Source organism: Brevundimonas sp. (genome assembly GCF_046295075.1).
Lineage (GTDB): Bacteria > Pseudomonadota > Alphaproteobacteria > Caulobacterales > Caulobacteraceae > Brevundimonas.
This window is the reverse complement of the sequence record NZ_JBKBOC010000001.1, coordinates 391643-405095: the sequence shown is the minus strand read 5'-3', so window position 1 is coordinate 405095 and position 13453 is coordinate 391643. Positions and strand designations below refer to the sequence as shown.

Below are 13453 nucleotides of genomic sequence, written 5' to 3'. Positions count from 1 at the left end.
CGTCGATCTCCGCGCGCGTCTGCATCGACAGCAGGGCGTCATGGAGGGCGTCGCGGGCGGGCGGGGTCGTCATGCGCGTTCCACTATGCTGTAACAGTGGAACGGTCAAGGGGTGGCGTGAATCGTGATTGGTGACTCGTGATTGGGCGCGCGGGTTCCAGTCACCACTCACGATTCACCAATCACGACTTACGTCCGCCCACACACCGCTCTAAATCCCTCCCATGACCAAGATCCTGATCATCGGCGCCGGCCACGCCGGCGGCTCCGTCGCGGCGTTCCTGCGGCAGTACGGCCATGAGGGCCCCATCGTGCTGGTGGGCGAGGAGGATGCGCCGCCGTATCAGCGGCCGCCCCTGTCCAAGGCCTGGCTGAAAGGCGAGGCCGATCTGGAGACGCTGCTGCTGCGGCCGCTGAGCTTCTATGCCGAACAGGGGATTGAGTTCCGGCCCTCGACCGTGGCGGTGTCGGTGGATCCGGAGGCGAAGACGGTCGCCTTCCACGACGGGACGTCCGAGGCCTATGACATTCTGGTGCTGGCGACGGGGTCGACGGCGCGCAAACTGCCGGTTCCGGGCGGGGATCATCCCGATCTGCTGGAGTTGCGGACGCTGAAGGACGCCGAACGGCTGAAGGCCGTGCTGGGGCCGGGCAAGCGGCTGGCGGTGGTCGGTGGCGGCTATGTGGGGTTGGAGGCAGCGGCCTCGGCCCAGGCCCTGGGCGCCGAGGCGGTGGTGATCGAACGGGCGCCGCGCGTGCTGGCGCGGGTGGCGTCCGAGACCCTGTCGGCCTTCTTCACCGCCCAACACAGGGCGCATGGGGTCGAAATCCTGACCGACGCGGAGGTTGTCGCCGTGGCCCAGGACGGCGTGACCCTGGCGGACGGATCGGTGGTGCGGGCGGATGCGGTGCTGGTCGGGGTCGGGGCGCTGGCGTGCGACAGCCTGGCGCGGTCGGCGGGTCTGACCTGTGACGACGGTGTGGTGGTGGACGGGGAAGCGCGCACCAGCGACCCGGCCATCTTCGCCGTGGGCGACATGACGCGGCGACCGATCCCGGTTCATGGCGGCGTGTCGCACCGGCTGGAGAGCGTGCCCAATGCGCTGGAACAGGCCAAACAGGCGGCCGCCGCCATCGTCGGACGGGCCGGGCCGACGCCCGAGGTGCCGTGGTTCTGGTCGGACCAGTATGATTTCAAGCTGCAGATCGCCGGTCTGCCGTTCGACGCCGACCGTCAGGTGGTGCGGGGCGATCCGTCAGCGTCGGGCTTTGCGGTGTTTCATCTGAGCGGCGACCGGGTGGTCTGCGTCGAGGCGGTCAATGCGCCGCCGGAGTTCATGGCGGGCAAGCAGTTGATCGGAAAAGCGACGCCGGTGGATTTGGAAAAGCTGGCCGATCCGGCGGTTTCGATGAAGGCCGTAGCGGCCTGATTGTCTCCTCCCCACATCGTGGGGAGGGGGACCGCGCGTAGCGTGGTGGAGTGGCTCTGAAAGTCCCACAGACGCTGGTGATGCGGTGAAGAGCCCCTCCGTCACGGCGCGAAGAGCGCCGCGCCACCTCCCCATCGCTTTGCGATGAGGAGGAGACCTCTCTCCTCGTCGCCGCAGTGCAACAAAACTGTTGCGCTTTTCGTTTGGGGACGTTCAAGCTGCGACTTCAACGCGGCGGGGGCGAATGACGAGAGCTTTCGACGAAATGACCGGCGGCGGATCAGGTGCGATCCGCGACAGCTACAAGACCCTGGCGGCGTGGCTGGAAAACGCGCCGGCCGATCTGCTGCAGGCGCGCTCGCGCCAGGCGGAGCTGTTCTTCCGCCGTATGGGCGTGACGTTCGCCGTCTATGGCGACGAGGAATCCAACGAACGCCTGATCCCCTTCGACGTGGTGCCGCGCATCATCGGCGCCGACGAATGGAGCGGGCTTGAAAAGGGGTTGAAGCAGCGGGTCACCGCCATCAACGCCTTTCTGAAGGACATCTACGGCGCCCAGGAATGCATCAAGGCGGGGATCGTCCCGGCCGACCTGATCCTGACCAATCCGCACTATCGACCCGAGATGCAGGGCCGCCGGCCGCCGGGCGATGTCTGGTGCCATATCTCGGGCGTGGATCTGGTGCGCACGGGCGAGGACGGTTTCTACGTGCTGGAAGACAACTGTCGCACGCCGTCGGGGGTCTCTTATATGCTGGAGAACCGCGAGATGATGATGCGGCTGTTCCCCGATCTGTTCGCGGAACATGCGGTGCGACCGGTCGAAATCTATACCGACATGCTGCTGCGGTCGTTGCAGGCGTCCGCGCCGACAGGGGCAGGGGCCGATCCGACCATCGTCGTGCTGACGCCGGGACCGTTCAACTCGGCCTACTATGAGCACAGCTTCCTGGCCGACAAGCTGGGGGTCGAGCTGGTCCAGGGCACGGACCTGTTCGTCAATGACGACACCGTCTTCATGCGCACGACCGAGGGGCCGAAGCGTGTGGATGTCATCTATCGCCGCATCGACGACGACTTCATTGATCCGCTGACCTTCATGCCGAACTCGACGGTCGGGGTGCCGGGGCTGATGTCGGCCTATTTCGCCGGACGGGTGACGCTGGCCAATGCGATCGGCACGGGCGTGGCCGACGACAAGGCCGTCTATACCTATATGCCCGAGATCATCCGCTTCTTCACCGGCGAGGATGCGATCCTGCAGAACGTGCCGACCTGGCGCTGCCGCGAGGCGGACGCCTTGAAAGAGGTGCTGGATAAGCTGCCGGAACTGGTGGTCAAGGAAGTGGGCGGATCGGGCGGCTATGGCATGCTGGTCGGGCCGACCTCGACCAAGGCCGAGATCGAGGCCTTCCGCGCCAAGCTGATCGCCGATCCCGACGACTTCATCGCCCAGCCGACGCTGAGCCTGTCGACGGCCCCGACGCTGAACGGGGGCGCCCTGTCGCCCCGCCACGTCGATCTGCGGCCGTTCGTCCTGTCCAGCCCGGCCGGGGTGCGTGTCGCGCCCGGCGGCCTGACGCGGGTCGCGCTGAAAGAGGGGTCGCTGGTGGTGAACTCCAGCCAGGGCGGCGGAACCAAGGACACTTGGGTGCTGGACAACTGATGCTTTCACGCACTGCAGACAGCCTTTACTGGACCGGCCGCTATATGGAGCGGGCGGACTTCCTCGCGCGCATTCTGGAGGCCGCCATTCGGCTGGCCGCCCTGCCGGCCAAGGACCAGGCTACCGTCACGGCCTGGGCCGGGGCCATCGCCTCGTCGGGGGTCAAGAGCGGCTTCGACGCCTCGGGCCGGACGATCTCGGAGAAGTCGGTCCGCGAATATCTGGCCTTCGGCTACGATAACTCCACCTCGATCAAGGCCTGCATCACCAAGGCGCGGACCAATGCGCGCTCGGTGCGGACGGCCCTAACGATCGAACTGTGGGAAGCGATCAACGGCGCCTGGAACGGGCTGAACGAACTGGGCGAACCGACCAAGCGCGACGATTTCACCAACTTCCTCGACTTCGTGAAATCGACGTCCCTGGCGGTCGAGGGCGCCTCGTCGCGGACCATGTTGCGCAACGACGCCTACTGGTTCCTGCGGCTGGGCATGGCGATCGAGCGGGCCGACAACACCGCGCGCCTGCTGGACGTCAAATACCATCTGCTGCTGCCGCCCGGCGAACGGGTGGGCGGGCAGCTAGACTATTTCCAGTGGACGACGCTGTTGCGCGAGGTCTCGGCCCTGACCGCCTATCGCTGGGTCTATCGCGAGAGCGTGCGACCCTGGCTGGTGGCGGACCTGCTGGTTCTGAACCGCCAGATGCCGCGCTCGCTGGCGTCGTGCCAGGGAATGATCGTCAGCTATCTGGAGCGGCTGGCGACCGACTATGGGCGGCGTGGCCCGGCCCAGCGGCTGGCCTCCAACCGCCTGACCCAGTTCAACGAGGCCAAGATCGAGGACATCTTCCAGTCGGGCCTGCACGAGTACATCCAGGGCTTCCTGAACCAGAACAACGCCCTGGCTGCGGCCGTCCAAGAACAGTATCTGGTCTGACATGCGGATCCGGATCGACCACTCCACCCGCTATGCCTACGCCCGCCCGGCGCGGTTCATCGTGCAGATGCTGCGACTGACGCCGCGTTCTTGCGAGGGTCAGCAGGTGCGCGACTGGCGCATCGAGACCGACGTCGACGCCCGCCTGCGTCGCAGCGAGGACGCCTTCGGCAATGTGGTCCACAGCCTCTATACCGAGCGGCCGACCGACGCCCTGACCATCCGGGTCACGGGCGAGGTGGCGACGGTGAACACGGGCGGCGTTGTGCGGGGTCAGGCCGAGCGGCTGTCGCCCATCGTCTTCCTGCGCGAGACGCCGATGACCAAGCCGGATGCGGCCATCGACGACTTCGCCCGCTCGATCCCCGAAGGCGCGACGCTGGGCCGGATGCACGCCCTGATGGGGGCGCTGAAGCAGGACGTGGCGTTCGAGGTCGGCTCGACCTCGGCCAGCCACACCGCCGCCGAGGCCTTCGCCCAGAAGCGCGGCGTCTGTCAGGATCACGCCCAGATCTTCATCGCGGCGGCGCGCCGGATGGGGGTTCCCGCCCGCTATGTCTCGGGTCACCTCAGCCGCCAGGACGGCCAGCACGACCAGGACGCCGCCCACGCCTGGGCAGAGGCCTGGGTCGAAAACCTGGGCTGGGTCGGGTTCGATCCGGCCAACGGCATCAGCCCGACCGAACACTATGTGCGCGTCGCCGTCGGTCTGGACGCGCGCGGGGCCACGCCGATCCGGGGGACCAGCTATGGCGGGGGTCACGAGACCCTGACGGTCGCCCTGAATGTGCGGCCTGTGCAACAGACCCAACAACAACTGCAGTCGCGCGGATGGCCCTGATAGGCATGTCGCGCGAATCTGTTAGCGTCATCGGATTCGCAACGCGGGGAGCGGATAGAGCGAAGTGACCTATTGCGTAGGCATGCTGGTGGACGAAGGGTTGGCGATGATCGCCGACACGCGCACCAATGCGGGCGTGGACAACATCTCGTCCTACCGCAAGCTGCACATCTACAAGTCGGCGGGCGAGCGGCTGCTGGCGGTGGCGACGGCGGGCAATCTGTCCGTGACCCAGACGGCGCTGGCCATGGCGGCGGCGGGGGTGAAGCTGCCCGACTCGGTCGATCTGGAAACGCTGGAGACCGCCCCGACCCTGTTCCGCGCCGCCCAGATCCTGGGGCATGCCATGGCCATGGTGCGCGCCACCATCAACACCCCGTGCTCGCCGACGGCCGATGCGCTGAACGTCAACGCCTCCATGCTGCTGGGCGGGCAGATCGCGGGCGGCAAGATGGGCCTGTATCTGATCTATGGTCAGGGCAACTTCATCGAGTGCGGGCCGGACACCCCCTATCTGCAGATCGGCGAGCTGAAATACGGCAAGCCCATTCTGGACCGCGCCCTGCACAGTTCGACCTCGCTGTCGGAGGCGGTGAAGCTGGGGCTGATCTCGTTCGATTCGACCATTCGTTCGAACATCGCCGTAGGGCCGCCGCTGGACCTCATCGTCATGCCGCGCGATCAGTTGACGGGGATGGAGCGGCGCATCGACATCGACGATCCCTATTTCCGCGACCTGGGCCGTCGCTGGTCCGAGGCCCTGGCCTCTGCCCACAAGGCCATGCCCGATCCGACCTGGCTGGACCTGGACAAGACGCCGGTGCCGAGGACGATGACCGTCGTCGGCTGATCAAGATTGCGATTTGTTCGCAATTTCTCTTGTGCGACATATTGAAGCTGGTTATTGCGACCGCATCGCAAAATCAGACCAAAAGGTCGCAACAATATGTCCGACTCCCGCGCCGCCTCCCTTCGTGCGCTCCTGTTCGCCTCCAGCGCCGCCGGCATGCTGGTTTCTGCCCCGGCTCTGGCCGCTGACGTGATCGCCGAGGACGGCGTGGTCGTCACGGCGGACCAGCAACAGCCCGCCAACTTGGGCACGATCGACGTGAACGGGCAGCGCGTCCGCCGCGAACCGGAATCCTCCAAGTTCGTCGCCCCTCTCGTCGATACGCCTCGCAACGTCACCATCATCCCGCAGCAGGTCATCGAGCAGATCGGCGCCACCTCGCTGCAGGACCTGCTGCGCACCTCGCCGGGCATCACCTTCGGCGCAGGCGAGGGTGGTCAGCCCTTGGCCGACCGTCCGTTCATTCGCGGCCAGTCCTCGGGCAACAACATCTTCGTCGACGGCATCCGCGATTCGGGCGGCCAGCAGCGCGAGGTCTTCAATCTGGAACAGGTCGAGGTCATCAAGGGGCCGGACTCGGCCTATTCCGGCCGGGGTTCCGGCGGCGGTTCGATCAACCTGTCGTCCAAGTCGCCGAAGCTGGTAGACTTCACCAACGTCTCGCTAGGTGGCGGCACGGACAGCTACTGGCGCGGCACGATCGACCAAAACTGGCGCATCAGCGACACCGCCGGCTTCCGCATCAACGTCCTGTCGGCCTCGGGCGACATCGCAGGGCGCAACGCCGTCGATTACGACAAGCTCGGCGTCGCCGCCTCGTTGGCCATAGGCATCGACACGGATACGACCGCGACTCTCAGCTTCAACTATCTCGACAGCAACCAGATGCCCGACTACGGCATCCCGCTCTACACCAAGCGGGGCGGCGCCACGGCTCCGCGCGAGAATACGCAGGGCATTCTGGATGTGCCCTACGACACCTTCTATGGCCTGACCGCGCGCGACTATCTGAACAACACGGTCAAGGGCGTCACCCTGAAGCTGGAGCACCAACTCACGCCCAACCTGACCCTTCGCAACATCACGCGCTATGCCGAAACCCTGAACGATTACGTCGTCACCAACCCGGGCGACGGCGGCAGTGCGGTTCTTATCGGCGATACATGGTGGATGAAGCGGGGGCTGAAGTCGCGCTGGAACCCCGTCGATACGACGGCCAACGTCACGGAACTGTTCGGCACGTTCAACACCGGCGCTATCAAGCACAACTTCAGTCTGGGCGCCGAGTTCAGCCACGAGGTCAACAAGAACGCCTCCTGGACCGTCACTTCTCTGACGGGAACGGCCTGTCCTGCGCCGCTGACCGGCGTGGACTGCACCCCGCTCTACAATCCCAATCCGAGCGATCCGTGGACGGGCACCAAGGTTCGGGGCGCCATAACCTCGAACACAACGGACACCAAGGCCGTCTACGGATTCGACTCCGTCGAGATCGGCGACAAGTGGCTGGTCAACCTCGGCCTGCGCTGGGACGACTATTCAGTCGATGGCGTCGCCTCGACCGGGGCGTCTGTCGCCGAAGCGTCGTGGGACTTCGTCAACTATCAGGTCGGCTTAGTCTACAAGCCAACGCGCACCACCAGCGTCTATGCGTCGTACTCGACCTCCTCGACGCCGCCCACGATCAGCGGCGGCGACGGCAACTCCAGCGCCACGCCTGCGCAATCGATCCTCGATCCGGAAGACACGACCAGCTACGAGGTCGGAGCCAAGGCCAGCCTGTTCCGCGACCAACTCCAACTGAGCGCAGCGGCCTTCCACCTGAGCCGAAAGAACGCCAATGTCGTTGTCGGACCCGCATCGACTGACTTGGCCCAAGTCGGCGAAATCCAGGTCGATGGTCTGGAACTCGGCATCTCCGGCAACATTACGCCGCAATGGCAGGTGTTTGGTGGCTACACCTACCAGCACTCCGAACTGGTCAAGGGCGCTTGCACTGTTGACACCACGGTGACGCCGTCTGTCTGCCGGCCGAGCCCCTTGGAAGGTCAGGCGCTGGCCAATACGCCCGAGCATAACGTCAGCCTGTTCTCGACCTACAAGGTCACCTCGCGACTGACGGCCGGCGGCGGCGTCTACTATGTGTCCGACAGCAACGGCGGTAACCAAGGCGGGGCCGGCGGCGGTGGCAATGCGATCTACGCCCCGGCCTACACCCGTATCGACGTCTTCGCCTCTTACGATCTGACCGACCGCGCGACACTGCAACTGAACGTCCAGAATGCTGCGGACGAGAAGTACATCCTACGCACCAACGGCGTTCACCACGCCGACCCGGCGCCCGGTCGTTCGGCCACCCTGGCGTTGAACCTGCGCTTCTAAAGGCCTGATCTCCGGCCTATCCTGACGGCCCCGTCCTTCCGGCGGGGGCGTCTTCTATTGAGCGAGAGCCGTCGTGCTGCTTCAGATTCCCGAAGTCTTCTCCAAGGCCGAGGTCAAGGCCCTGCGTGCGCGGCTGGACGCCGGTCCCTGGGCGGACGGCAACGCCACCTCGGGCCATCAGTCGGCGACGGCGAAGAAGAACCTGCAACTGCCCGAGGATTCGGAGGTGGCGAAAGAGGTTTCGGCCCTGGTCGTCCAGGCGTTGAACGCCAATCCGATGTTCGTGGCGGCGGCCCTGCCGCACACGATCTTTCCGCCCCTGTTCAACCGCTACGAAGGCGGGGGCGAGTTCGGCCTGCATGTTGATAACGCCATCCGCCAGGCGCGAGGGGGCGGGGCCATGCGCATCCGCAGCGACCTGTCGGCGACCCTGTTCCTGTCAGAGCCCGAGGATTACGACGGCGGCGACCTGATCATCGAGGAGATGTACGGGTCGCAGTCGATCAAGCTGCCGGCAGGCGACCTGGTGCTCTATCCGTCCAAGAGCCTGCACAGCGTCACGCCGGTGACGCGCGGGGCGCGGGTCTCGTCCTTCATGTGGATGCAAAGCCTGGTGCGCGACGACGCCGACCGCGAGACGCTGTTCCGCCTGGACATCGCCACCCAGCGGGTCGGGCTGGAGAAGCGGCCCAAGGATCAGGCGGTGATCGAACTGACCGGCGTCTATCACAATCTGCTGCGGCGCTGGGCCGAGGTCTGAGGCGCAAGGTGTCGCGCCGCTGCTGAATGCTATTGCAACCCGTTCGCAACAATGGCACAGCGACGGCGTGACCGAACTCGCCACACAGCGTCAGGCCGAAACCGCAGCCAAGGGCCCCAAACCCAAGGCGACGCTGAACGGCGCGCGGTCGTTCTGGCTGAAGCAGCTTCATAGCTGGCACTGGATTTCGGCGGCGGTCAGCCTGGTGGGCATGATCCTGTTCGCCGTCACCGGCATCACCCTGAACCACGCCGCGTCCATTCCCGGAAATCCGGTGACGGTCGAACAGACCGCGACCCTGCCGGCGCCCCTGCTGGCGCGGCTGGCGGCCTTCCCGCAGGAGACGACCGATCCCGTCCCCGACGCCGTCGCGCGCTGGGCGTCCGAGGCGCTGAAGGTCGAGATCGCCGGCAAGCCGACCGAGACGACGCCGGAAGAAGTCTATGTCGCCCTGGCCATGCCCGGCGGCGACGGGTGGGTGACCATCGACCGTTCAAACGGCGATGCGCTGCACGAGAAGACCACCCGCGGCTGGATCGCCTACCTCAACGACCTGCACAAGGGCCGCAACGCCGGCTCGGTCTGGTTCTGGTTCATCGATGTGTTCGCCGTCGCCTGCACCATCTTCGCCCTGACGGGGCTGGGCTTGATGTTCCTGCACGCCAAGGGTCGGCCCTCGACCTGGCCGCTGGCGGCGTTGGGCCTGCTGATCCCAGTCGTCATCGCCCTGATCTTTATTCACTGACGAGTATTCCGATGCGCCTGCTCCCCATCGTCATCACCACAGTCGGTCTCGCCGCCGCCGCTGCGCCCGCCATGGCCGCCGACCTGACGGTGTCGGTCGAGATTCCGCGCCTGAACACCGCCTCCTATCACCGCCCCTACGTCGCCGTATGGATCGAGAAGCCGGACCAGTCGGCCGAGCGGACCCTGGCCATCTGGTACCAACAGACCCGCAACAACGAAGGCGACGGCAAGGACTGGCTGAAGGACCTGCGCACCTGGTGGCGCAAGGGCGGCCGGGCCATGAGCCTGCCGGCCGACGGCGTGTCGGGCGCCACGCGCGCGCCGGGGCGCCAGACCATCACCGTGCCAGCCGCCCGCCTGCGCGGTCTGCAACCCGGTCAGTATAACATCGTCGTCGAGGCGGCCCGTGAATTGGGCGGCCGCGAGGTCGTGCGCGTGCCCTTCCGCTGGGGCGCGGCCAACACCGGCGCCGGAACCGGCTCCACCGAACTGGGCGCCGTGCGCGTCGCCGTCTCTCGCTAAGGATCATGACCATGAAGAAGACGATCGCCCTGCTGACTCTCGCGGCTGCTCTGGCCGCCCCGATGGCCGCCCAGGCCCACCGCGCCTGGCTGGCGCCGACCGCCACGACCCTGTCGGGCACGGACGCCTGGGTCGGTTTCGACGCCGGCATGTCGAACCAGGTGTTCAACCCCGATCACGCCGCCATGCGCCTGAACGGCCTGGCCATCACTGCGCCGGACGGTTCGGCGGTTCAGCCCGAGAACGCAATGCAGGGCCGCTATCGCTCGACCTTCGACGCCCACCTGACGCAGAACGGCACCTACAAGATCGCCAATGTCTCTTCCGGCATCATGGCCAGCTACAAGCTGAACGGCGAGCAGAAGCGCTGGCGCGGCGCGGCGGCCGAATATCCGGCGGCCCTGCCGCAGGGCGCGACCGACGTGCAGGCGACCCGCACCGCCAGCCGCATCGAGACTTTCGTCACCCTCAACAACCCGACTGACACGGTCTTCACCAATGTACGGGACGGTCTGGAGATGATTCCGGTCACGCACCCCAATGATCTGGTCGTAGGCGAACCGGCGACCTTCAAACTGTCGAAAGACGGCTTGCCGGCGGCCGGCCTGGAAGTGACGGTCGCGCGTGGAGGCATCCGCTATCGCGACAATCCCGAGGAATCGACGGTGACCACCGGGGCCGATGGCGCCTTCACCGTGACTTGGCCGGAAGCGGGCATGTATTGGCTGAACGCGTCAGTCCGCACCCCGGCTGAGGGCGACACTATCGCTTCGAGCGCCTCCTATGTGGCGGTCGTGGAAGTCCTGCCCTAAGCGAAGGGTATGTCAGACACACCTCCCTCGCGCGGTTCGCGCGCCGCTCCGCCCACGGTCAATCTCGGCGACGCCAGCCCGTTGGCCGACCGCGCCGACAACCGGGTTCTGGTGCCCGTCATCGAGGGCGCGCCGCCCCGTCCGCCCAGCGACCTGATCCGTTCGCTGGGCGGCGAGACCATGGGCACGACCTGGAGCGCGCGGGTCATCGCACCGCCGGGCGTGGGCGAGGCGGCGATTCAGGACGCGATCGAACAGGAACTGGCGGCCGTCGTCGCCCTGTTCAGCCCGTGGGAGCCGTCCAGCGAGATCAGCCGGTTCAATACTGCGCCGTCCGGGTTCTGGGCGGTGTCGCCGCCGTTCTGGGATCTGCTGGATGCGGCGATGACCCTGGGCGACGAGACCAATGGTGCGGTCGATCCGACCCTGGGCGCCTTGGTCGATCTGTGGGGTTTCGGCCCGCCGGGACCGCGCTCGGCCCTGCTGCCGGTGCCGTCCGACGAAGAGATAACCGCGGCGATGGCCGTGTCCGGCTGGCAGAAGCTGCGGCTGAATCCCGAGGCGCGGGGCGTGATGCAGATGGGCGGGATGAAGCTGGACTTCTCCGGCATCGCCAAGGGCCATGCGGTGGACCGGGTGTCCGACCGGCTGACGGCGATGGGCGCGACCTCGCACCTGATCGAGATCGGCGGCGAGTTGAAGGGACGCGGCGTCAAGCCGGACGCCCAACCCTGGTGGGTCGAGATCGAACGGGTCGAGGGTTCGCCTGCGCCCCACACCGTTGCGGCCCTGTTCGATTTAGCCGTGGCGACCAGCGGCGATTATCGCCGGGCGTTCCGGCATGACGGCCGGCTGTATCCCCACACCATCGACGGCTCGACCGGCCGTCCGGTCAGCAATAATCTGAGCTCGGTCACGGTGCTGCACGCCTCGGCCATGATGGCGGACGCCTACGCCACGGCGTTGACGGTCATGGGGCCGTTCGAGGGGCCGGAGTATGCCGAGGCGCTGGGTCTGATGGCCCACTTCGTCGAACGCACCGAGCGCGGGCCGGTCGAGCGGATGACGCCGGCCTTCGCCGCCATGATGGACGATCCCGACGGAGATCGGCCGGGGTGACAGCCGATCCGCAGCGCTGGCTGTGGGCGGTCGGGGCGTTCGTGCTTTGGCTGGCCCTGATCGCCGTCATCGTCTGGCGCGAACGCCGGGCCAGGGCGGCGGCGCGTGCGCGCTCCGACGCCTTTGCGGGCGCTGGGGCCGGGGCGGGGGAGGGGCAGGCGGTGCTGATCGCCTTCGCCAGCCAGACGGGCTTCGCCGAGGAACTGGCCTGGATGACGGCGCGCGCCTTGAGCGACAGCGGCGTGGGCGCACGGGTGCTGTCCTTCGCTGATCTGGACGTCCAGACCCTGAAGGCGACGGACCGGGCGCTGCTGATCGCCTCCACGACGGGTGAGGGCGATCCCCCCGACAGCGCGGCCCGGTTCGTGCGCAAGGCCATGGGCGAGACGGCGGAATTGTCAGGGCTGCGCTTCGGCCTGCTTGCGCTGGGCGACCGCAGCTACGACCAGTTCTGCGGCTTCGGCCATGCGGTGGACGGTTGGCTGAGGCGGTCGGGCGCCGAACCCCTGTTCGACACGGTCGAGGTCGACAATGGCGAGGCCGGCGCCATCCGCCACTGGCAGCACCAGTTGAACCAGATCACCGGCAGCGTCACCGCCCCCGACTGGACCCCGCCGGCCTACGACCCCTGGCGGCTGGTCGAACGGACCCTGGTCAATCCCGGCAGTCCCGGCGGCGAGGCGTATCATCTGGCGTTCGAATCTGTGGGCGCGGCGCCCGACTGGTCGGCAGGCGACATCGCCGAGGTCGGCCTGCCCGAACGGGACGGCGCGACGCCGGGCTCGCGCGAATATTCCATCGCCTCCCTGCCGTCGGACGGCCGGGTCGAGTTCCTGATCCGCCTGATGCGCCATCCCGACGGCGCGCCGGGCCTAGCCTCGGGCTGGCTGACGCAAGACCTGGCGATCGGCGGCGAGATCGGTATGCGACTTCGCACCAACCGCAGCTTCCACGGCCCGGCGGACGAGACGCCGATGATCCTGATCGGCAACGGCACGGGGATCGCGGGCCTACGCGCCCATCTGAAGGCGCGGACGGCGGCGGGCGGCGCCTGGCTGCTGTTCGGCGAACGGACGCAGGCGCACGACGCCTTCTTCGATGCGGAGCTGCAGGCCTGGCTGGCGTCGGACGTGCTGCGACGGCTGGACCGATGCTTCTCGCGAGATCCGGGCGACGGGCGCTATGTGCAGGATCTGGTCGCTGCGGCATCTGACGACCTGCGCGATTGGGTCGCGCGCGGGGCGGCGATCTATATCTGCGGCAGCCTGGAGGGGATGTCGCAAGGTGTGCATGCCGCGCTGGAAAACGCGCTGGGCGCGGACGTGGTGCTGACCATGCTGGAAGACGGGCGCTATCGGCGCGACGTCTACTAACTTTCCGCTCATC

At 66.9% G+C, this 13453-nt stretch carries 12 protein-coding genes; all 12 read left to right on the top strand.

Annotated elements, in window-relative coordinates; genetic code table 11:
• The first annotated feature begins 224 nt into the window (after positions 1–224).
• The 12 genes from ACK4MH_RS02020 to ACK4MH_RS01965 all read left to right on the top strand — a co-directional run bounded on the left by ACK4MH_RS02020 (position 225) and on the right by ACK4MH_RS01965 (position 13440).
• Positions 225–1430, top strand: coding sequence for an NAD(P)/FAD-dependent oxidoreductase (locus ACK4MH_RS02020; protein WP_409713977.1), 1206 nt, complete (start codon positions 225–227; stop codon positions 1428–1430).
• Positions 1431–1674: 244 nt separating this feature from the next.
• Positions 1675–3096: a circularly permuted type 2 ATP-grasp protein gene (locus tag ACK4MH_RS02015; RefSeq protein ID WP_409713974.1), complete on the top strand. Its 1422-nt coding sequence runs from the start codon at positions 1675–1677 to the stop codon at positions 3094–3096.
• Positions 3096–4034 carry an alpha-E domain-containing protein gene (locus tag ACK4MH_RS02010; protein ID WP_135193667.1) on the top strand — a complete coding sequence of 313 codons (939 nt, stop codon included), beginning with the start codon at positions 3096–3098 and terminating at the stop codon, positions 4032–4034. The genes ACK4MH_RS02015 and ACK4MH_RS02010 overlap by 1 nt, the downstream gene beginning before the upstream one ends.
• A 1-nt stretch (position 4035) precedes the next feature.
• Positions 4036–4875: a transglutaminase domain-containing protein gene (locus ACK4MH_RS02005; protein ID WP_409713971.1), complete on the top strand. Its 840-nt coding sequence runs from the start codon at positions 4036–4038 to the stop codon at positions 4873–4875.
• 64 nt (positions 4876–4939) lie between these two features.
• Entirely contained in the window at positions 4940–5725 is a 786-nt protein-coding gene (locus ACK4MH_RS02000; protein ID WP_409713968.1) for a peptidase, read from the top strand.
• A gap of 96 nt (positions 5726–5821) precedes the next feature.
• Entirely contained in the window at positions 5822–8107 is a 2286-nt protein-coding gene (locus ACK4MH_RS01995; RefSeq protein WP_409713965.1) for a TonB-dependent receptor, read from the top strand.
• Positions 8108–8180: 73 nt separating this feature from the next.
• Positions 8181–8867 carry a Fe2+-dependent dioxygenase gene (locus ACK4MH_RS01990; protein WP_409713962.1) on the top strand — a complete coding sequence of 229 codons (687 nt, stop codon included), beginning with the start codon at positions 8181–8183 and terminating at the stop codon, positions 8865–8867.
• 67 nt (positions 8868–8934) lie between these two features.
• Positions 8935–9612 (top strand): PepSY-associated TM helix domain-containing protein, encoded by a 678-nt coding sequence (locus tag ACK4MH_RS01985; RefSeq protein ID WP_409713959.1) that lies wholly within the window; start codon positions 8935–8937, stop codon positions 9610–9612.
• 11 nt (positions 9613–9623) lie between these two features.
• A complete protein-coding gene (locus ACK4MH_RS01980) occupies positions 9624–10136 on the top strand; it encodes a DUF2271 domain-containing protein (RefSeq protein ID WP_409713956.1) in 513 nt (170 codons plus the stop codon).
• A gap of 11 nt (positions 10137–10147) precedes the next feature.
• Positions 10148–10948: a DUF4198 domain-containing protein gene (locus tag ACK4MH_RS01975; protein WP_409713953.1), complete on the top strand. Its 801-nt coding sequence runs from the start codon at positions 10148–10150 to the stop codon at positions 10946–10948.
• Between the two features lie 9 nt (positions 10949–10957).
• Positions 10958–12067 carry an FAD:protein FMN transferase gene (locus tag ACK4MH_RS01970; RefSeq protein WP_409713951.1) on the top strand — a complete coding sequence of 370 codons (1110 nt, stop codon included), beginning with the start codon at positions 10958–10960 and terminating at the stop codon, positions 12065–12067.
• On the top strand, positions 12064–13440 hold the full coding sequence (locus ACK4MH_RS01965) for a sulfite reductase subunit alpha (RefSeq protein ID WP_409713948.1): 1377 nt from the start codon (positions 12064–12066) through the stop codon (positions 13438–13440). Before ACK4MH_RS01970 ends, ACK4MH_RS01965 begins: the two co-directional genes overlap by 4 nt.
• The last annotated feature ends 13 nt before the right edge of the window (positions 13441–13453 follow it).